We start from the raw sequence: 16,849 nt of genomic DNA, 5'->3' as shown, positions 1-16,849 counted from the left end.
CAAAACCTCTGGTCAGTTCGCCGCCGCGGTCTGCGCGGCGCCGATGGATGCGGTGACATTGGTGACGAGCGCCTTGACCGACTGGGCCGTGGCATCGAAGACGGGAGCGGGATAGACGCCGAAGAAGATGACCAGCACGACCAGCGGGTAAATGATCGCCTTCTCGCGGGTCGAGAGATCGAGCAGGCCCTTCAGGCTTTCCTTGGTCAGCGCGCCGAAGATCACCCGGCGATAGAGCCAGAGCGCGTAGGCCGCCGACAGGATGACGCCGGTGGCGGCGAAGAACGCCACCCAGGTGTTGACCTTGAACACGCCGAGCATGGTCAGGAACTCACCGATGAAGCCTGAGGTCCCGGGCAGACCGACATTGGCCATGGTGAAGATCAGGAACACGGTGGCGTATTTCGGCATGTTGTTGACCAGGCCGCCATAGGCGTCGATCTCGCGCGTGTGCATGCGGTCGTAGATGACGCCGACGCACAGGAACAGCGCGCCCGAGACGAGGCCGTGCGACAGCATCTGGAAGATCGCGCCCTGCACGCCTTCCTGGTTCATGGCGAAGATGCCCATGGTGACGAAGCCCATATGGGCGACGGAGGAATAGGCGATCAGCTTCTTCATGTCCTCCTGCATCAGCGCCACCAGCGAGGTGTAGATGATGGCGACGACCGACAGCGTGAACACCAGCGGCGCAAACATTTCCGACGCCAGCGGGAACATCGGCAGCGAGAAACGCAGGAAGCCGTACCCGCCCATTTTCAACAGGATAGCGGCCAGGATCACCGAGCCCGCCGTCGGCGCCTCGACGTGCGCGTCGGGCAGCCATGTGTGCACCGGCCACATCGGCATCTTCACCGCGAAGGAGGCGAAGAAGGCGAGCCATAGCCATGTCTGCATGCTGGCTGGGAAATTGTGCGTCAACAGCGTCGGGATGTCGGTGGTGCCGGACTGGAAGAACATCGCCATGATGGCGAGTAGCATCAGCACCGAGCCGGCGAGCGTATAGAGGAAGAACTTGAACGAGGCATAGACCCGGCGCTTGCCGCCCCAGACGCCGATGATGATGAACATCGGGATCAGGCCGGCTTCGAAGAAGACGTAGAACAGCACGATGTCGAGCGCGCAGAACACGCCGATCATCAACGTTTCCAGCAGCAGGAAGGCGATCATGTAAGCCTTGACGCGCTTGTCGATCGCTTCCCACGACGCCAGGATGCAGAGCGGCATCAGGAACGTCGTCAGGATGACGAACAGCATCGAAATGCCGTCGACGCCCATATGGTAGGAAATGCCCGAATCCAGCCAGGCGTATTTCTCGACGAACTGGAAGCCGGCCTGCGAGTTGTCGAAGCCGGTCCAGATGAACAGCGAGATGATGAAGGTGGCCGCCGTCGTTGTGAACGCGATGGCGCGGATGTTGCGGCGTGCGTTTTCACCGTCATCATTGATGAACAGGATCAGCAGCACACCAACCAGCGGCAGGAAGGTGACCAGCGAGAGGATTGGCCAGGCGGTCATCAGAGCATCATCCAGGTGACGAGTGCGGCCACACCGATCAGCATGGCGAAGGCATAGTGATAGAGGTAGCCGGTCTGCAGCTTGACGACGCGGTTGGTGACGTCGACGACGCGCGCCGAAATGCCGTCCGGACCGAGCCCGTCAATGATGGTGCCGTCGCCGGTCTTCCACAGGAACCGGCCGAGCGCCTTTGCAGGCCGCACGAACAGGACGTCGTAGAGCTCGTCGAAATACCACTTGTTGAGCAGGAAGGCGTAGAGCAGGCGATGGTTGGCGGCGACGCTCCGGGGCAGTTCCGGCGAGCGTATGTAGAACTTCCAGGCGACGGCAAAGCCAATGACCATGGCGACGAACGGCGCCAGCTCGACCCACAGCGGCAATTCGTGGATATCGTGCAGGATGTGGTTGTCCGGCAGCGTGAACAGCGACGCCTTCCAGAACTCGGCATAGCCTTCGCCGATGAAGGCGCCATGGAAGATCACGCCGGCAAACAGTGCACCGGCGGCCAGGATGAACAGCGGCACCAGCATCACCGGCGGCGATTCATGGACATGGTGCATGACGTCATGGCTCGCCCGCGGCTCGCCGTGGAAGGTCATGAAGATCAGCCGCCAGGAATAGAACGAGGTGAAGCAGGCGGCGATGACCAGCAGGATGAAGGCGAGGCCGGCGACCGAATTGTGCCCGGCAAAGGCAGCCTCGATGATGGCATCCTTGGAGAAGAAGCCCGCGGTGCCGATGACGGTCACCGGAATGCCGACGCCGGTCAGCGCCAGCGTGCCGATCACCATCATCCAGTAGGTCTTCGGAATGAGCTTCCGCAGGCCACCCATCTTGCGCATGTCCTGCTCGTCGGAGACGGCATGGATGACCGAGCCCGAACCGAGGAACAGCAGCGCCTTGAAGAAGGCGTGCGTGAACAGGTGGAAGATCGCCGCGCCATAGGCGCCGACGCCGAGCGCGACGAACATGTAGCCAAGCTGCGAGCAGGTCGAATAGGCGATGACGCGCTTGATGTCGTTCTGCACCAGGCCGACTGTCGCTGCGAAGAAAGCGGTGAAGGCGCCGATGAAGGTTACCACCGTCAGCGCCGAATGCGACAGCTCGAACAGCGGCGACAGGCGCGCCAGCATGAACACGCCGGCCGTCACCATGGTGGCGGCATGGATGAGCGCCGAGACCGGCGTTGGGCCTTCCATGGCGTCCGGCAGCCAGGTGTGCAGCGGCACCTGCGCCGACTTGCCCATGGCGCCCATGAACAGGAGCAGGCAGACGATGGTCATGGCTGCGTGCTTGTCGAGCGCATAGCCAAGGAAGGTGAGAACGGCAGCACCGTGCTCAGCGCCTTCGGCCGGAATGAACGTCGCAGCATTGGCGAAGATGGTGCCGAGATTGACCGAGCCGAACAGCACGAAGACTCCGAAAATGCCGAGCGCGAAGCCGAAATCGCCGACGCGGTTGACGACGAAGGCTTTGATCGCGGCCGCATTGGCCGACGGCTTCTTGTACCAGAAGCCGATCAGCAGATAGGAGGCGAGACCCACGCCCTCCCAGCCGAAGAACATCTGCACCAGATTGTCGGCCGTCACCAGCATCAGCATGGCGAAGGTGAACAGCGACAGATAGGCAAAGAAGCGCGGCCGGTTCGGGTCGTGGTGCATGTAGCCGATCGAATAGATGTGAACCAGCGCCGACACGGTGTTGACCACGACCAGCATGACCACGGTCAGCGTGTCGATCCTGAGCGCCCAGGAGGCGTCGAGCCCGCCGGACTGGATCCAGCGCAGCACCGGCACGGTGAACACTTCGCCCTCGCCGAAACCGACGGAGAAGAAGGCGACCCAGGACAGCACGGCCGAGATCACCAGGAAGCCCGAGGTGATGTATTCCGATGCCTTGGCGCCGAGCGAATTGCCGAACAGGCCGACGATCAGGAAGCCGAGCAGCGGAAGGAAGACGATCGCTTGATACATGTTAGCCCCGTCAACCCTTCATCTGGTTCACGTCTTCGACCGCGATCGAGCCGCGGTTGCGGAAGAAGACGACGAGAATGGCAAGACCGATGGCCGCTTCGGCGGCCGCGACCGTCAGCACGAACAGCGCAAACACCTGTCCGACGAGATCGCCCAATGCCGCCGAGAAGGCGACGAAATTGATGTTGACCGCCAAGAGGATCAGCTCGATCGACATCAGGATGACGATGATGTTGCGGCGGTTCAGGAAGATGCCGAACACGCCGAGCGTGAACAGGATTGCCGATACGGTCAGGTAATGTGCGATGCCGACGACCATGGCCAGATCAAACCTTTCCGGGCATTTGTTGAATCATTGAACGCGCAGATGCGATGGCGTCCAACAGGCTGTCTATCGCAGAAGGCTCGAAGGTAAGTGTTGCATCATTCCGGCCTGGCGCCTGAACGTATGAAAAGTTTTCGCTCTTGATGTTGAGCGTCAAACTTCCATCGCGATTCCAGACAAATACCGACGCCTTTTTAGCCGAAGCAACCGACCAGGAGGAAAGCTCCTCGCCCCAGTATTTCTTCTTCAAACGGTCGAACATCGTCAGAGCCCCTCGCCCGACTTGACCTTGCGGATTTCCATGCCCGTCGCCGGCGTGCGGCCGACCTGGGCAGCGATCGACTGCCGCTTGACCCCTTCCTTGTGGCGCAGCGTCAAGACGATAGCGCCGATCATGGCGACCAGCAGAACGAGGCCCGAAATCTGGAAGTAGTAGAGGTAGTCGGTATAGAGGATGTCGCCGAGCGCAGCCGTATTCGTTCGCGCGGCGAGATCCGGGATCGGTTTCGACACCGTCGACGCCAGCTGCGGCGCGAAGGTGTAGCCGCCGAGCACGATGATCAGCTCCGCCGCCAGGATCAGCCCGACCAGCGCGCCGATCGGTGCATATTGCAGGGCGCCTTCCTTCATCTCGGCGAAGTCGACATCGAGCATCATGACGACGAACAGGAACAGCACCATGACCGCGCCGACATAGACGACGAGCAGGATCATCGCCAGGAACTCGGCGCCCGTCAGCATGAACAGGCCGGCGGCATTGAAGAAGGTCAGGATCAGGAACAGCACGGAATGCACGGGGTTACGCGACGAAATGACCATGAAGGCCGACGCCACCGCGACAAAGGCGAAGAGGTAGAAAAAGGCCGCCTCTAGTCCACTCAGCATTGGGGATCCCCCGGGTTCCTGTCCGAAACAGGACATCCGTCCTGTTCGATGTTTGCGACCGCCTCCGGCCGGCAAGTTGCGTTGTCCTTAGACGAGGCCCCTCGCCCCGTCCATGCGTCAAATGTCAGCGATAGGGCGAGTCCAGCGAGATGTTGCGCGCCAGTTCGCGCTCCCACCGGTCGCCATTCGCCAGCAGCCTGTCCTTGTCGTAGTAAAGCTCCTCGCGCGTCTCCGTCGCGAATTCGAAATTCGGCCCCTCGACGATGGCGTCGACCGGGCAGGCTTCCTGGCAAAAGCCGCAATAGATGCACTTCACCATGTCGATGTCGTAGCGCACCGTGCGGCGCGTGCCGTCATTGCGGCGCGGGCCGGCCTCGATGGTGATCGCCTGTGCCGGGCAGATCGCTTCGCAGAGCTTGCAGGCAATGCAGCGCTCTTCGCCATTGGGATAGCGGCGCAGCGCATGCTCGCCGCGGAAGCGCGGGCTGGTCGGCCCCTTCTCGTGCGGGTAGTTGATCGTCTCCTTCGGCGCGAAGAACTGGCGCATCGACAGGAAGAAGGCGCTGACGAAATCCTGCAGCAGCAGCGATTTGGCGGCTTGGCCGAGAGCGGACATCACGCAAACCCCGTGATCTTGAGGAAGGCAGCGACGATCACGACCATCGCCAGCGAGATTGGCAGGAAGACTTTCCAGCCAAGGCGCATCAGCTGGTCGTAGCGGTAGCGCGGCACGAAGGCCTTCACCATCGAGAACATGAAGAACATCAGGCAGATCTTGAGCACGAACCAGATCACGCCGGGCACCCAGGTGAAGGGCGCGAAGTCGAAGGGCGGCAGCCATCCGCCGAGGAACAGGATGGTGGCGAGCGCGCACATCATCACCACGGCGACATATTCACCGAGGAAGAACAGCAGGAACGGCGTCGAGGAATATTCGACCATATGGCCGGCGACGAGCTCGGACTCGGCTTCCACCAGGTCGAAAGGCGGGCGGTTCGTCTCGGCCAGCGCCGAGATGAAAAAGATGACGAACATCGGGAACAGCGCCAGCCAGTGCCAGTCGAGGAAGCTGTTGGGCAGACCGAGCTTGGTGCCCAGCCCGTCCTGCTGCGACATGACGATGTCGGTGAGGTTGAGCGAACCGACGCACAGCAGCACGGTGACGATGACGAAGCCGATCGAGACTTCGTAGGACACCATCTGCGCGGCCGAGCGCAGCGCGCCGAGGAACGGATATTTCGAGTTGGACGCCCAGCCGCCCATGATCACGCCATAGACCTCGAGCGAGGAGATGGCGAAGACGTAGAGGATGCCGACATTGACGTTGGCGATCGCCCACCCGGCATTGACCGGAATGACCGCCCAGGCCGAGATCGCGAGAACCGCGGACACCAGCGGCGCCAGCAGGAAGACGCCCTTGTTGGCACCGGACGGAATCACCGGCTCCTTGAAGACGAACTTCAACAGGTCGGCGAAAGCCTGCAGCGTGCCCCAGGGTCCGACGACGTTCGGGCCGCGGCGCAGCTGCACCGCCGCCCAGATCTTGCGGTCGGCGTAAAGCAGATAGGCGACCCCGATCAGCAAAACGACGATCAACACGACCGACTTCAAAATGATGATCAGCGCCGGCAGCACGTAGAAGGAGAAGAAAGTGTCCATGTCTACTCYGCCGCCTGCYTGAAGCCRYTYTTSGCCAGYGCCGAGCATTCCGCCATSACRGCGGAGGCCCGCGCGATCGGGTTGGTCAGRTAGAAATCCKKGACCGGCGAGGTGAAAGTGCCCTTGTTCAGCCGCCCGCCGAGCTTCGCCACCTTSGCGATRTCCTCGGCATTGCCGGCCKCGACMTGGTCGATGCGGGCGAGATGCGGGTATTCGCCGTAGAGTTTGGCGCGCAGCTGCTGCAGCGAATCGAACGGCAGCTTCTTGCCGAGCACATCCGACAGCGCCCGCAGGATCGCCCAGTCCTCGCGCGCATCGCCCGGCGCGAAGCCGGCGCGGTTGGTCTGCTGCACGCGTCCTTCGGTGTTGACGTAGGTGCCGGACTTCTCGGTGTAGGCGGCGCCCGGCAGGATGACATTGGCGCGGTGCGCGCCGGCGTCGCCATGCGTGCCGACATAGACGACGAAGGCGCCGCCGGTCTTCGACATGTCGATCTCATCAGCGCCGAGCAGGAACAGCACATCGCTTTCGCCGAGCATTCCGGCGACGTTCTTGCCACCCTGGCCCGGCACGAAGCCGACATCGAGGCCGCCGACACGTGCTGCGGCGTTGTGCAGCACGGCAAAGCCGTTCCAGTCGGCGCGGGCAGCATTCACAGCGCCGGCGAGCTTTGCCGCCTGGCCGAGCACGGCGGCGCCATCACTGCGCGCGAGGGCGCCCTGACCAACAATGATCAGCGGATGCGTCGCCTTCTTCAGCACCTCGAAGAACTTGCCATTGCCGTCGGCCAAATCTTTCAGCGATTCCGGGCCGGCGCCGAGCTGCTCATAATCGTAGCGCGTGTCGCCGACCTCGCCGATGACGCCGACCGGCAGGTTGCCGACGCGCCAGCGCTTGCGGATGCGGGCGTTGAGCACCGACGCTTCGAAGCGCGGATTGGCGCCGATGATCAGCACCGCGTCGGCCTGCTCGATGCCTTCGATGGTCGGGTTGAAGATATAGCTGGCGCGGCCGAGCGCCGGATCGAGGGCAGCACCGTCCTGACGGCAATCGGTGTTCTTCGAGCCCAGCGCAGCCATAAGCTGCTTCAGCGCATAGATTTCTTCGACGGCAGCCAGATCGCCGGCAATGGCGCCGATCTTCTCGGGCGCAGCCTTCGACACCGCATCCTTGATCGCGGCGAACGCCTCGGCCCAGCTGGCCGGCGCCAGTTTGCCGTCCTTGCGCACATAGGGGCGGTCGAGGCGCTGCGTGCGCAGGCCGTCCCAGATGAAGCGGGTCTTGTCGGAGATCCACTCCTCGTTCACCGCCTCGTTGACGCGCGGCAGGATGCGCATCACTTCGCGGCCACGGCTATCGACGCGGATTGCCGAGCCGACGGCGTCCATCACGTCGATGGATTCTGTCTTGGTCAGCTCCCATGGCCGCGCCTGGAAGGCGAAGGGCTTCGAGGTCAGCGCGCCGACCGGGCACAGGTCGATGACGTTGCCCTGGAGCTCCGAGGTCATCGCGCTTTCGAGATAGGTGGTGATCTCGGCGTCCTCGCCGCGGCCGATCAGGCCAAGCTCGGAAATGCCGGCGACTTCCGTGGTGAAGCGGACGCAGCGCGTGCAGTGGATGCAGCGGTTCATCACCGTCTTGACCAGCGGGCCGATATACTTGTCTTCGACCGCGCGCTTGTTCTCGTGGTAGCGCGAGGAATCGACGCCGAAGGCCATCGCCTGGTCCTGCAGGTCGCATTCGCCGCCCTGGTCGCAGATCGGGCAATCCAGCGGATGGTTGATCAGCAGGAACTCCATCACGCCTTCGCGGGCCTTCTTGACCATCGGCGTGTTGGTGAAGATTTCCGGCGGTTCGCCGTTCGGGCCGGGGCGCAGGTCGCGCACGCCCATGGCGCAGGAGGCCTGCGGCTTGGGCGGCCCGCCCTTCACCTCGATCAGGCACATGCGGCAATTGCCGGCGATCGACAGCCGCTCATGGAAGCAGAAGCGCGGCACTTCCGCGCCCGCGTCCTCGGCCGCCTGCAGCAGCGTGTAGTGGTCGGGTACAGTGATCTCTTTCCCGTCGACCTTGAGCTTTGCCATCAATTGCCCCCGGCGGTCTTCGCCGTCTCATATGCCTGAAACAGATCGCTCAACCTGATGCCATTGATCATCATGCCGGCGACTTCAGCGTTTTCTATCTTCACGTTGCTCATATTCACGTCGTTGAAAGATGCGTTCGAAAGATCCGCATCTTCCACCAGGGCCGCCGACAGGTTGACGTTGCGAAACTGTGTGTTCGACAGGTTCACGTCGTCAAATCTGGAGTTGCTGACGATGGCATTTCGCACATCGAGAACTTCGCTCCTGTCGTGGACATCCATGCCTGCCCCCTACCTCTTCGCCTTGGCGGCCAGCGTCAGCGCCGCCGCCTGGCGGGTCCACTCGTCGCGGCCGATACGGCCCGTGAGCGACAGGTAATCCTCGACCCAGGCGACCTCTTCCGGCGTCCATGCGGCGATCTGGGCGTAGGTCCAGATGCCGAGGCCGTTCAGCACTTTTTCGAGCTTTGGCCCGATGCCCGTTATCGCCTTGAGATCCGAGGGCTTGGACGGACGTGCAATGGTCTTGGGCTGCCTGAAATCCTCCGGCATCAGCCTCGTCGTCGCGTCCTCTGCGACAGGATCCGCCTTGTCCGGTTCGGCATCGGCCGTGCGGGCGGCAATATCGGTCACATCTCGCGCAAAAGTCTGCGCCTCGGCGATCAGGGTTTTTGTCGCCGCGCGCGCCTTGGTGGCGGGGGCGGTCTCAGAATAACGCTCGGCGCGCTGATCGAAATCGTCGATGATCGGCTGGAAAATCCGCTGTGATGTCTCGACGGCCCCCGACCATGCGCCGAGCCAGACGCCAAAGGCGTGGTTGGCGAGGCCGAAGCCAAGCGCCGACATGGCGGCGGCACCGGCGACAGGATGCGCGAGAAGGTTGACGGCGCTGGCCATCTCCTTCGGCATCATCCTGGTCAAATCCCGGTTCATTTTCTCAAGCTCGTCCAATTTGGGCATCAAAGGGTTCGAATACGGCGCCATAGAAATCTCCTGGTCGTTTCTTCGTCTGCCCCGCCCCGATATGTCAGTCCCGGGCTCGCGCCCGTATTTCAAATCTATTCCGCCGCCACCATCACCGGTTCGGCCCGGTGCGCGTTGCGGGAAAACTCGTCGATGCGCCGCTCCACCTCGCCGCGGAAATGCCGCATCAGGCCCTGGATCGGCCATGCCGCCGCGTCGCCCAGCGCGCAGATCGTATGGCCTTCCACCTGCTTGGTGACGTCAAGCAGCATGTCGATCTCACGCTTCTGCGCCTCGCCGCGCACCAGCCGCTCCATCACCCGCCACATCCAGCCGGTGCCTTCGCGGCACGGCGTGCACTGGCCGCAGCTTTCATGCTTGTAGAAATAGGACAGCCTGGCGATCGCCTTCACGATATCCGTCGACTTGTCCATGACGATGACAGCCGCCGTACCGAGGCCGGATTTGAGGTCGCGCAGTGCGTCGAAATCCATCGGCGCGTCGATGATCTGCTCGGCCGGCACCAGCGGCACCGAAGCGCCGCCCGGGATGACCGCGAGCAGATTGTCCCAGCCGCCGCGAATGCCGCCGCAATGCGTCTCGATCAGCTCGCGGAACGGGATCGACATCGCCTCTTCGACGGTGCACGGGTTGTTGACGTGCCCGGAGATGCAAAACAGCTTGGTGCCGACATTGTTGGGCCGGCCGAAGGACGAGAACCAGGCAGCACCCCGACGCAAAATGGTCGGCGCCACCGCGATCGATTCGACATTGTTGACGGTTGTCGGACAACCGTACAAGCCGACATTGGCCGGGAATGGCGGCTTCAGCCGCGGCTGGCCCTTCTTGCCCTCGAGGCTTTCGAGAAGTGCAGTCTCCTCGCCGCAGATGTAGGCGCCGGCGCCATGGTGCATGTAGATGTCGAAATCGTAGCCCGACGTGTTGTTCTTGCCGATCAGCTTGGCCTCATAGGCCTCGTCGATGGCACGCTGCAGCGCCTCGCGCTCGCGGATGAACTCGCCGCGCACATAGATGTAGGCGGCGATCGCGCCCATGGCGAAGCCGGCGATGAACGAGCCCTCGACCAGCGTATGCGGATCGTTGCGCAGAATGTCGCGGTCCTTGCACGTGCCGGGCTCGGATTCGTCAGCGTTGACAACGAGATAGCTCGGCCTTCCGTCGCTCTGCTTGGGCATGAACGACCATTTCAGCCCGGTCGGAAAGCCGGCGCCGCCACGGCCGCGCAGGCCCGACGCCTTCATCTCGTTGACGATCCATTCGCGCCCCTTGGCGATGATGCCGGGGGTGTTGTCCCAGGCGCCGCGCGCCATCGCGCCGGCCAGCGACTTGTCGAAGAGGCCGTAGATGTTGTTGAAGATGCGGTCTTTGTCCTGAAGCATTTTTCTTACCCTCAGACCGGCTTCTTGCCGAAGACGCGGATGTATTCGGCGACACCGCCCTTGGCGAGCGCCTTGGCTTGGGCGACCCAGTCGTCGCGGTCGATGCGGCCGTGGAAGGACAGATAGCCGTCCACCCACTCGCGCTCGGCCTTCTTCCAGGACGCCACCTGCGCGAAGGTGAAAATGCCCAGCGAATGCAGCGTGGTCTCGATCTTCGGGCCGACGCCGGAGATCAGCTTGAGATCGTCGACCGCAGCCGGCCTGTCGATGCCGGCCGGACGGTTCTTGTCCTCGAGCGAGGGTTTTGCTGGCTTGGCGGCAGGCTTTGCCGTCGAAGCCTTGGCCACTGGCGCCTTGGCTTCCGGCGCGGTGAACGCGGCTGCCGGCGCGGCCGTGGTCTTCGGGCCGTTGCGCTGCTTGGCGACTTTCTCGACTTCAGGTGCCGCCGTGTTGGCGTTGGCGGCCGAATGCAGCGGCGCCGAAACGCTTGCCGCCTTCTCCGTCGCCGGTGCAACCTTCGCCTTGGACGGCGACTTCAGCGCCGGGCTGGTTTCCGGCGCATCGGTCTTCGGCTTGCCGGCATTGGATGGCGCAACCGGAGCGGCCGCCGCCGGGGCTGCAGGCGCCGGCGCTGCGGCGGCTGCAGCAGCGGCAGGCGCCGCCTGGGCGGCCTTGCTCGCCGCCTTGGCTTCCTTGTCGCGCGTCGCCTTGAGGATCGCCTTTTCGCTCTTCAGCGTCGTCAGGCCGGGAGCCGGCTCGGAGCCGGTTCTACCGTTCTGCGGACCCGTGGGGACCGTAGCACCCTTGCCCGCATCGTAGAGATCGATGATTTCGGCCAGCCGTTCCGGCGTCAGATCCTCGAACGTGTCCTTGAACACCATGACCATCGGCGCGTTGACGCAAGCTCCAAGGCATTCGACCTCTTCCCACGACAGCGTGCCCTTGTCGTTGGTGTGGAACTGGTCGTGGTGGATCTTCGAGCGGCACACATCCATCAGCGCTTCCGAGCCGCGCAGCATGCACGGCGTGGTGCCGCAGACCTGGATATGCGCGCGCGTGCCGACCGGGTTCAGCTGGTACTGCGTGTAGAAGGTCGCGACCTCGAGACCGCGGATGCGCGGCATGCCGAGCATGTCCGAAATGGTCTCGATCGCCGCCTTGGTGACCCAGCCTTCCTGCTCCTGCGCGATCATCAGCAAGGGAATGATCGCCGACTGCTCGCGGCCCTTGGGATATTTCTTGATCCATTGCTTCGCCGCTGCCGCATTCGCCCGGTTGAAGGCGAAGGAGGCTGGCTGGACGCTGGCTTCTGCGAGACGGCGGACTGACATGGAGTTTCGCTTTTTATGTTTCTTACTGAGCTGATTGATAGGCGCGGTAGCAATCCTCGGATTGCCCTAATACGCATACGAACTCTTCATTCCCACGCTTCAAACGGACGTACTCATCATAACGGTCATTCCACCAGATAGCCCCGCACCGGGGCCGCGGCTGGCTAGGCACTTCAGCAACGAATATCTCATTTCGCTGACAAGGTTCAGCCGGCGGTCCCAATACGAAAATCTCGCTGTCTAGCAGCGGAAACCCGCCAATTTCACGCACCGTCAGCAGATCGCCTTCGGCGACGAGCTTGAACCCTTCTTTAAGAAGGTCGCTGGACGAAAGTCCGCGAGCGGCCGTTCCAGACGTCGCTTCAGCAGAAGCAGCAAGACATGCCGCTGCGAGAAACGCCTTTGATGACCGGCCCATACTCATCATCACCGATCGACCTCACCAAACACGATATCGAGCGAACCCAGCACGGCGGTGACGTCGGCCAGCATGTGGCCGCGGCACAAAAAGTCCATGGCCTGCAGATGCGCGAAGCCGGGCGCGCGCAGCTTGCAGCGGTACGGCTTGTTGGTGCCGTCGGAGACGAGATAGACGCCGAACTCGCCCTTCGGCGCCTCGACGGCGGCATAGACCTCGCCGGCCGGCACGCGGTAGCCCTCGGTGTAGAGCTTGAAGTGGTGGATCAGCGCTTCCATCGAGCGCTTCATCGCCTGGCGCTTGGGCGGCACCACCTTGCCGTCGAGGTTCGACACCGGGCCGGTGCTTTCCTTGCCGAGCAAAAGGTCGACGCACTGGCGCATGATTTTGGCCGACTGGCGCATTTCTTCCATGCGCACGAGGTAGCGGTCGTAGCAGTCACCGTTCTTGCCGATCGGGATGTCGAAATCCATCTCGGAATAGCACTCATAGGGCTGCGACTTGCGCAGATCCCAGGCAGCACCCGAGCCGCGCACCATGACGCCGGAGAAACCCCAGGCCCAGGCGTCGGCCAGCGACACCGTGCCGATATCGACATTGCGCTGCTTGAAGATGCGGTTGCCGGTGAGCAGCCTGTCGAGATCGTCGAGCGACTTCAGGAACGGGTCGATCCACTTGCCGATGTCCTCGACCAGCTTCTGCGGCAGATCCTGGTGCACGCCGCCCGGCCGGAAATAGGCCGCATGCATGCGCGAGCCGGAGGCACGCTCATAGAACACCATCAGCTTTTCGCGTTCGACGAAGCCCCAGAGCGGCGGCGTCAGCGCGCCGATGTCGAGCGCCTGCGTCGTCACATTGAGGATGTGCGACATGATGCGGCCGATCTCGCAATAGAGCACGCGGATCAGCTGGCCGCGCTTCGGCACCTCGATGCCGAGCAGCCGCTCGGTGGCGAGCGCAAAGGCATGCTCCTGGTTCATCGGCGCGCAATAGTCGAGCCGGTCGAGATAGGGCACCGCCTGCAGGTAGGTCTTGTGCTCGATCAGCTTTTCGGTGCCGCGGTGCAGCAAACCGATATGCGGATCGACGCGATCCACGACCTCGCCGTCCAGCTCAAGCACCAGGCGCAAAACGCCATGCGCTGCAGGGTGTTGAGGTCCAAAGTTGATGTTAAAATTGCGGACGGAGGTTTCGGCCATTCTGGCGCCTCAATTCGTCTTGGCTTTCTCGTCGCCCGGCAGAACGTAGTCCGTCCCTTCCCATGGCGAGAGAAAATCGAAATTGCGGAATTCCTGCTTCAGCTCCACCGGCTCGTAGATGACGCGCTTGGCCTCGTCGTCGTAGCGCACCTCGACGAAACCGGTCAGCGGGAAATCCTTGCGCAGCGGATGGCCTTCGAAACCGTAGTCGGTCAGGATCCGCCGCAAATCGGGATGGCCGGAGAACAAAACGCCGTAGAGATCGTAGGTCTCGCGCTCGAACCAGTCGGCGCCAGGAAACACGCCGGTGAGCGAGGGCACCATGGTTTCCTCGTCGGCCTGGACTTTCAGGCGGATGCGCACATTCTGCTTCGGTGACAGCAAGTGATAGACGACATCGAAGCGCCTGATCCGCGACGGATAGTCGGCGCCACAGACGTCGATGATAGAGATAAACTGGCAGCGCGCATCGTCGCGCAGGAAGGTCACCACCTCGATCAGATTGCCCGGCTCGACCGCGACGGTGAGTTCGCCATAGGCGAACACCGCTTCGCCGATCCGGCCGGTCAGCTTTTCAGTGAGATAAGTCGACAGTTCGCTCAGGGATGCACTCATTGGGCCTACCGTTCGATGGTGCCGGTGCGGCGGATCTTCTTCTGCAGGAGAAGAATGCCGTAGAGCAGCGCTTCGGCGCTCGGCGGACAGCCGGGTATGTAGATGTCGACCGGGACGATGCGGTCGCAGCCGCGCACCACCGAATAGGAATAGTGGTAGTAGCCGCCGCCATTGGCGCAGGAGCCCATCGAGATGACGTAGCGCGGCTCCGGCATCTGGTCGTAGACCTTGCGCAAGGCCGGGGCCATCTTGTTGGTCAGCGTTCCCGCCACGATCATGATGTCGGACTGGCGCGGGGACGCGCGCGGCGCAACGCCGAACCGCTCCGAATCGTAGCGCGGCATCGAAGTGTGGATCATCTCGACGGCGCAGCAGGCCAGACCGAAGGTCATGAACATCAGCGAGCCGCTGCGGGCCCAGGTGATCAGCGCCTCGGTCGAGGTGACCAGAAAGCCCTTGTCGGCGAGCTCATTGTTGATCTCGAGGAAGAACGGATCGTCAGAACCGATGGGGCGACCGGTATTGGGGTCGATGATACCCTTGGGCTTGGGCGCGACGAGCGTGCCGGAACTGTCGTTCAATCCCATTCCAGCGCTCCTTTTTTCCATTCATAGGCAAAGCCGATGGTCAGCACCGCCAAAAACACCATCATCGACCAGAAACCGAGCATGCCGATCTTCGAGAACGACACCGCCCACGGAAACAGGAAGGCCACTTCAAGATCGAAAATGATGAACAGGATCGACACCAGGTAGAAGCGGATGTCGAATTTCATGCGGGCATCGTCGAAAGAGTTGAAGCCGCACTCATAGGCGGAGAGCTTTTCGGGGTCGGGATTGCGGTAGGCCACCAGGAACGGCGCGATGATGAGCGCCAGACCGACGACCGCCGCCACGGCGATGAAGAGAACAATGGGCAGGTACGAACTGAGCAGTGCGTTCATGCTGCGGCTTTCCGTTGGCGGCCAATCCACTTTGATTACAGCAACCAACCCTAATGCGGAAGCGTGACAGTTTAACCGCTGAACCGTTTTAGGTGCCTATGCTGCAACGCGGCGAGGGTTAGCGCAGGGCTTTGAGCGAAGCAAGTCAAACCTTGTTCAAAAGCGGGTGCTGGTCGGCAGTTCGGGAAAAACTGGTCCGATCCCCTCCTGTTTGATTTCCTTCACTTTTTACTCCACTTTTGTCTCCTGACATATCTCCCGCCACAAGCCTGCTAGCATCGCCGGAATCACCGGCTAAAAATACGCGAACAGGACCAGGGCAAAGGCATCTTGATGAAGGACAAAATATCGCTCGCCATGGCCAGGCGGATCGCGCTCGCTGCCCAGGGTTTTACCGATCCCCGTCCGGGCGGCACACCCGACCGCCGCCACCTCGCCCGGGTGCTCTCGCGCACCGGCCTGCTGCAGATCGATTCCGTCAGCGCGGTGGTGCGCGCCCACTATATGCCGCTCTATTCGCGCCTTGGCCCCTATCCTCTGGCCTTGCTCGACAATGCCGCCGTCACCCGCAAGCGCACCGTGTTCGAATACTGGGCGCATGAGGCCTCCTTCCTGCCGGTCGAGACCTGGCCGCTGATGCGCTGGCGCATGCAGCGCGCCGAACAGGGCGACGAAATGTATCTGGGCCTCGCCAAATGGGGCCGCGAGCACGCCGCCTATATCGAAGAGATCTACCGCGCGGTCGCCGAGCGCGGCCCGATCGCCGCTTCGGCACTTGAGGGCCAGAAGGGTTCGGGCGGCTGGTGGGGCTGGAGCCATGCCAAGCACGCCTTCGAATGGCTGTTCTGGGCCGGCCGCATCACCACGGCGCACCGGCGGGGCTTCGAGCGCTTCTACGACCTGCCCGAGCGCGTGCTGCCGCAGGCGATCCTCGATCTGCCGGTGCCGGCCGCCGAAGACGCGCACCGCGAATTGCTGCGCATTTCCGCCCGCGCCCATGGCATCGCGACCTCAGGCGATTTGCGCGACTATTTCCGCCTGTCGCCGGCCGACATGAAGGGTCGGCTGGAGGAACTGGTCGAGTTGGGCGAATTGCTGCCGGTGCGTGTCGAAGGCTGGGACAAGCCGGCTTACCTCCACAAGGACGCGCGCCTGCCGCGAAAAATCGAAGCCCGTGCCTTGCTGGCGCCATTCGACCCCGTCGTCTTCGAGCGCTCGCGCTCGGAGCGGCTGTTCGACTTCCACTACCGCATCGAGATCTACACCCCGGCCGACAAGCGCCAATACGGCTATTACGTCCTGCCCTTCCTGCTCGGCGACCGGATCGTGGGGCGCGTCGACCTCAAGGCCGACCGTCCCGCCAGCGTGCTGCGCGTCCATGCCGCCTATGCCGAGCCCGGCGCTCCGCCGGAGACTGCCGCGCAACTCTTCGAGGAACTGAAGCAGATGCAGGGCTGGCTTGGGCTTGAGCGCATGGAAGTGACGCCTGCCGGCGATCTGGGGCAGCCCCTGGCCGACATCGCCATGTCGTAGCCGC

18 protein-coding genes are annotated in these 16,849 nt (G+C 62.8%); 1 reads left to right on the top strand and 17 read right to left on the bottom strand.

The window, feature by feature from the left end:
- Positions 1 to 12: 12 nt before the first annotated feature.
- The 17 genes from AC1DYJ_RS10815 to AC1DYJ_RS10735 form a co-directional block, all read right to left on the bottom strand.
- Positions 13 to 1,518, bottom strand: coding sequence for an NADH-quinone oxidoreductase subunit M (locus tag AC1DYJ_RS10815; protein WP_477280632.1), 1,506 nt, complete (start codon positions 1,516 to 1,518; stop codon positions 13 to 15).
- Complete coding sequence (gene nuoL, locus AC1DYJ_RS10810) at positions 1,518 to 3,491, bottom strand: NADH-quinone oxidoreductase subunit L (protein ID WP_477280630.1); 1,974 nt, start codon at positions 3,489 to 3,491, stop codon at positions 1,518 to 1,520. Before nuoL ends, AC1DYJ_RS10815 begins: the two co-directional genes overlap by 1 nt.
- A gap of 10 nt (positions 3,492 to 3,501) precedes the next feature.
- Positions 3,502 to 3,810, bottom strand: a complete 309-nt coding sequence (gene nuoK / locus AC1DYJ_RS10805; RefSeq protein ID WP_023670810.1) for an NADH-quinone oxidoreductase subunit NuoK — start codon at positions 3,808 to 3,810, stop codon at positions 3,502 to 3,504.
- A 7-nt stretch (positions 3,811 to 3,817) separates the two neighbouring features.
- Positions 3,818 to 4,078 carry a hypothetical protein gene (locus AC1DYJ_RS10800; RefSeq protein ID WP_477280628.1) on the bottom strand — a complete coding sequence of 87 codons (261 nt, stop codon included), beginning with the start codon at positions 4,076 to 4,078 and terminating at the stop codon, positions 3,818 to 3,820.
- A 2-nt stretch (positions 4,079 to 4,080) separates the two neighbouring features.
- Positions 4,081 to 4,701, bottom strand: a complete 621-nt coding sequence (locus AC1DYJ_RS10795; protein WP_477280626.1) for an NADH-quinone oxidoreductase subunit J — start codon at positions 4,699 to 4,701, stop codon at positions 4,081 to 4,083.
- 124 nt (positions 4,702 to 4,825) lie between these two features.
- Positions 4,826 to 5,317, bottom strand: coding sequence for an NADH-quinone oxidoreductase subunit NuoI (gene nuoI / locus AC1DYJ_RS10790; protein ID WP_023690956.1), 492 nt, complete (start codon positions 5,315 to 5,317; stop codon positions 4,826 to 4,828).
- Positions 5,317 to 6,360, bottom strand: a complete 1,044-nt coding sequence (gene nuoH, locus AC1DYJ_RS10785; RefSeq protein ID WP_477280623.1) for an NADH-quinone oxidoreductase subunit NuoH — start codon at positions 6,358 to 6,360, stop codon at positions 5,317 to 5,319. The genes nuoI and nuoH overlap by 1 nt, the downstream gene beginning before the upstream one ends.
- Before the next feature lie 2 nt (positions 6,361 to 6,362).
- The gene (nuoG, locus tag AC1DYJ_RS10780; protein ID WP_477426061.1) at positions 6,363 to 8,444 is read right to left on the bottom strand and encodes an NADH-quinone oxidoreductase subunit NuoG; all 2,082 of its coding nucleotides are present in this window, start codon (positions 8,442 to 8,444) and stop codon (positions 6,363 to 6,365) included.
- Positions 8,444 to 8,725 (bottom strand): pentapeptide repeat-containing protein, encoded by a 282-nt coding sequence (locus AC1DYJ_RS10775; protein WP_477280619.1) that lies wholly within the window; start codon positions 8,723 to 8,725, stop codon positions 8,444 to 8,446. The genes nuoG and AC1DYJ_RS10775 overlap by 1 nt, the downstream gene beginning before the upstream one ends.
- 9 nt (positions 8,726 to 8,734) lie before the next feature.
- Positions 8,735 to 9,427: an NADH-ubiquinone dehydrogenase gene (locus AC1DYJ_RS10770; protein ID WP_477280617.1), complete on the bottom strand. Its 693-nt coding sequence runs from the start codon at positions 9,425 to 9,427 to the stop codon at positions 8,735 to 8,737.
- 74 nt (positions 9,428 to 9,501) lie between these two features.
- Complete coding sequence (gene nuoF / locus AC1DYJ_RS10765) at positions 9,502 to 10,806, bottom strand: NADH-quinone oxidoreductase subunit NuoF (RefSeq protein WP_477280616.1); 1,305 nt, start codon at positions 10,804 to 10,806, stop codon at positions 9,502 to 9,504.
- 11 nt (positions 10,807 to 10,817) lie between these two features.
- The gene (locus AC1DYJ_RS10760) at positions 10,818 to 12,137 is read right to left on the bottom strand and encodes an NADH-quinone oxidoreductase subunit E (RefSeq protein WP_477280614.1); all 1,320 of its coding nucleotides are present in this window, start codon (positions 12,135 to 12,137) and stop codon (positions 10,818 to 10,820) included.
- 22 nt (positions 12,138 to 12,159) lie between these two features.
- Positions 12,160 to 12,564 carry a hypothetical protein gene (locus AC1DYJ_RS10755; protein ID WP_477280612.1) on the bottom strand — a complete coding sequence of 135 codons (405 nt, stop codon included), beginning with the start codon at positions 12,562 to 12,564 and terminating at the stop codon, positions 12,160 to 12,162.
- Positions 12,564 to 13,754 (bottom strand): NADH-quinone oxidoreductase subunit D, encoded by a 1,191-nt coding sequence (locus AC1DYJ_RS10750; RefSeq protein ID WP_477280610.1) that lies wholly within the window; start codon positions 13,752 to 13,754, stop codon positions 12,564 to 12,566. Before AC1DYJ_RS10750 ends, AC1DYJ_RS10755 begins: the two co-directional genes overlap by 1 nt.
- A gap of 9 nt (positions 13,755 to 13,763) precedes the next feature.
- Positions 13,764 to 14,369 (bottom strand): NADH-quinone oxidoreductase subunit C, encoded by a 606-nt coding sequence (locus AC1DYJ_RS10745; RefSeq protein WP_477280608.1) that lies wholly within the window; start codon positions 14,367 to 14,369, stop codon positions 13,764 to 13,766.
- Positions 14,370 to 14,374: 5 nt separating this feature from the next.
- Positions 14,375 to 14,956, bottom strand: a complete 582-nt coding sequence (locus AC1DYJ_RS10740) for an NADH-quinone oxidoreductase subunit B (RefSeq protein WP_112394700.1) — start codon at positions 14,954 to 14,956, stop codon at positions 14,375 to 14,377.
- The gene (locus tag AC1DYJ_RS10735) at positions 14,947 to 15,312 is read right to left on the bottom strand and encodes an NADH-quinone oxidoreductase subunit A (RefSeq protein WP_112394699.1); all 366 of its coding nucleotides are present in this window, start codon (positions 15,310 to 15,312) and stop codon (positions 14,947 to 14,949) included. Before AC1DYJ_RS10735 ends, AC1DYJ_RS10740 begins: the two co-directional genes overlap by 10 nt.
- A gap of 333 nt (positions 15,313 to 15,645) precedes the next feature.
- Here AC1DYJ_RS10735 and AC1DYJ_RS10730 point away from each other — a divergent pair, with 333 nt between their 5' ends.
- A complete protein-coding gene (locus AC1DYJ_RS10730) occupies positions 15,646 to 16,845 on the top strand; it encodes a winged helix-turn-helix domain-containing protein (RefSeq protein WP_477280606.1) in 1,200 nt (399 codons plus the stop codon).
- Positions 16,846 to 16,849: the final 4 nt, after the last annotated feature.

Source organism: Mesorhizobium sp. P2_B11 (assembly GCF_056404855.1).
The sequence above is the reverse complement of the archived record's forward strand: the minus strand, read 5'-3'. Positions and strand labels throughout refer to the sequence as shown.

What these genes read in the sequence shown, in the direction of transcription:
- AC1DYJ_RS10815 (WP_477280632.1), bottom strand. Translation starts at nt 1,518, where the DNA reads ATGACCGCCTGGCCAATCCTCTCGCTGGTCACCTTCCTGCCGCTGGTT.
- nuoL (WP_477280630.1), bottom strand. Translation starts at nt 3,491, where the DNA reads ATGTATCAAGCGATCGTCTTCCTTCCGCTGCTCGGCTTCCTGATCGTC.
- nuoK (WP_023670810.1), bottom strand. Translation starts at nt 3,810, where the DNA reads ATGGTCGTCGGCATCGCACATTACCTGACCGTATCGGCAATCCTGTTC.
- AC1DYJ_RS10800 (WP_477280628.1), bottom strand. Translation starts at nt 4,078, where the DNA reads ATGTTCGACCGTTTGAAGAAGAAATACTGGGGCGAGGAGCTTTCCTCC.
- AC1DYJ_RS10795 (WP_477280626.1), bottom strand. Translation starts at nt 4,701, where the DNA reads ATGCTGAGTGGACTAGAGGCGGCCTTTTTCTACCTCTTCGCCTTTGTC.
- nuoI (WP_023690956.1), bottom strand. Translation starts at nt 5,317, where the DNA reads ATGTCCGCTCTCGGCCAAGCCGCCAAATCGCTGCTGCTGCAGGATTTC.
- nuoH (WP_477280623.1), bottom strand. Translation starts at nt 6,360, where the DNA reads ATGGACACTTTCTTCTCCTTCTACGTGCTGCCGGCGCTGATCATCATT.
- AC1DYJ_RS10775 (WP_477280619.1), bottom strand. Translation starts at nt 8,725, where the DNA reads ATGGATGTCCACGACAGGAGCGAAGTTCTCGATGTGCGAAATGCCATC.
- AC1DYJ_RS10770 (WP_477280617.1), bottom strand. Translation starts at nt 9,427, where the DNA reads ATGGCGCCGTATTCGAACCCTTTGATGCCCAAATTGGACGAGCTTGAG.
- nuoF (WP_477280616.1), bottom strand. Translation starts at nt 10,806, where the DNA reads ATGCTTCAGGACAAAGACCGCATCTTCAACAACATCTACGGCCTCTTC.
- AC1DYJ_RS10760 (WP_477280614.1), bottom strand. Translation starts at nt 12,137, where the DNA reads ATGTCAGTCCGCCGTCTCGCAGAAGCCAGCGTCCAGCCAGCCTCCTTC.
- AC1DYJ_RS10755 (WP_477280612.1), bottom strand. Translation starts at nt 12,564, where the DNA reads ATGATGAGTATGGGCCGGTCATCAAAGGCGTTTCTCGCAGCGGCATGT.
- AC1DYJ_RS10750 (WP_477280610.1), bottom strand. Translation starts at nt 13,754, where the DNA reads ATGGCCGAAACCTCCGTCCGCAATTTTAACATCAACTTTGGACCTCAA.
- AC1DYJ_RS10745 (WP_477280608.1), bottom strand. Translation starts at nt 14,369, where the DNA reads ATGAGTGCATCCCTGAGCGAACTGTCGACTTATCTCACTGAAAAGCTG.
- AC1DYJ_RS10740 (WP_112394700.1), bottom strand. Translation starts at nt 14,956, where the DNA reads ATGGGATTGAACGACAGTTCCGGCACGCTCGTCGCGCCCAAGCCCAAG.
- AC1DYJ_RS10735 (WP_112394699.1), bottom strand. Translation starts at nt 15,312, where the DNA reads ATGAACGCACTGCTCAGTTCGTACCTGCCCATTGTTCTCTTCATCGCC.
- AC1DYJ_RS10730 (WP_477280606.1), top strand. Translation starts at nt 15,646, where the DNA reads ATGAAGGACAAAATATCGCTCGCCATGGCCAGGCGGATCGCGCTCGCT.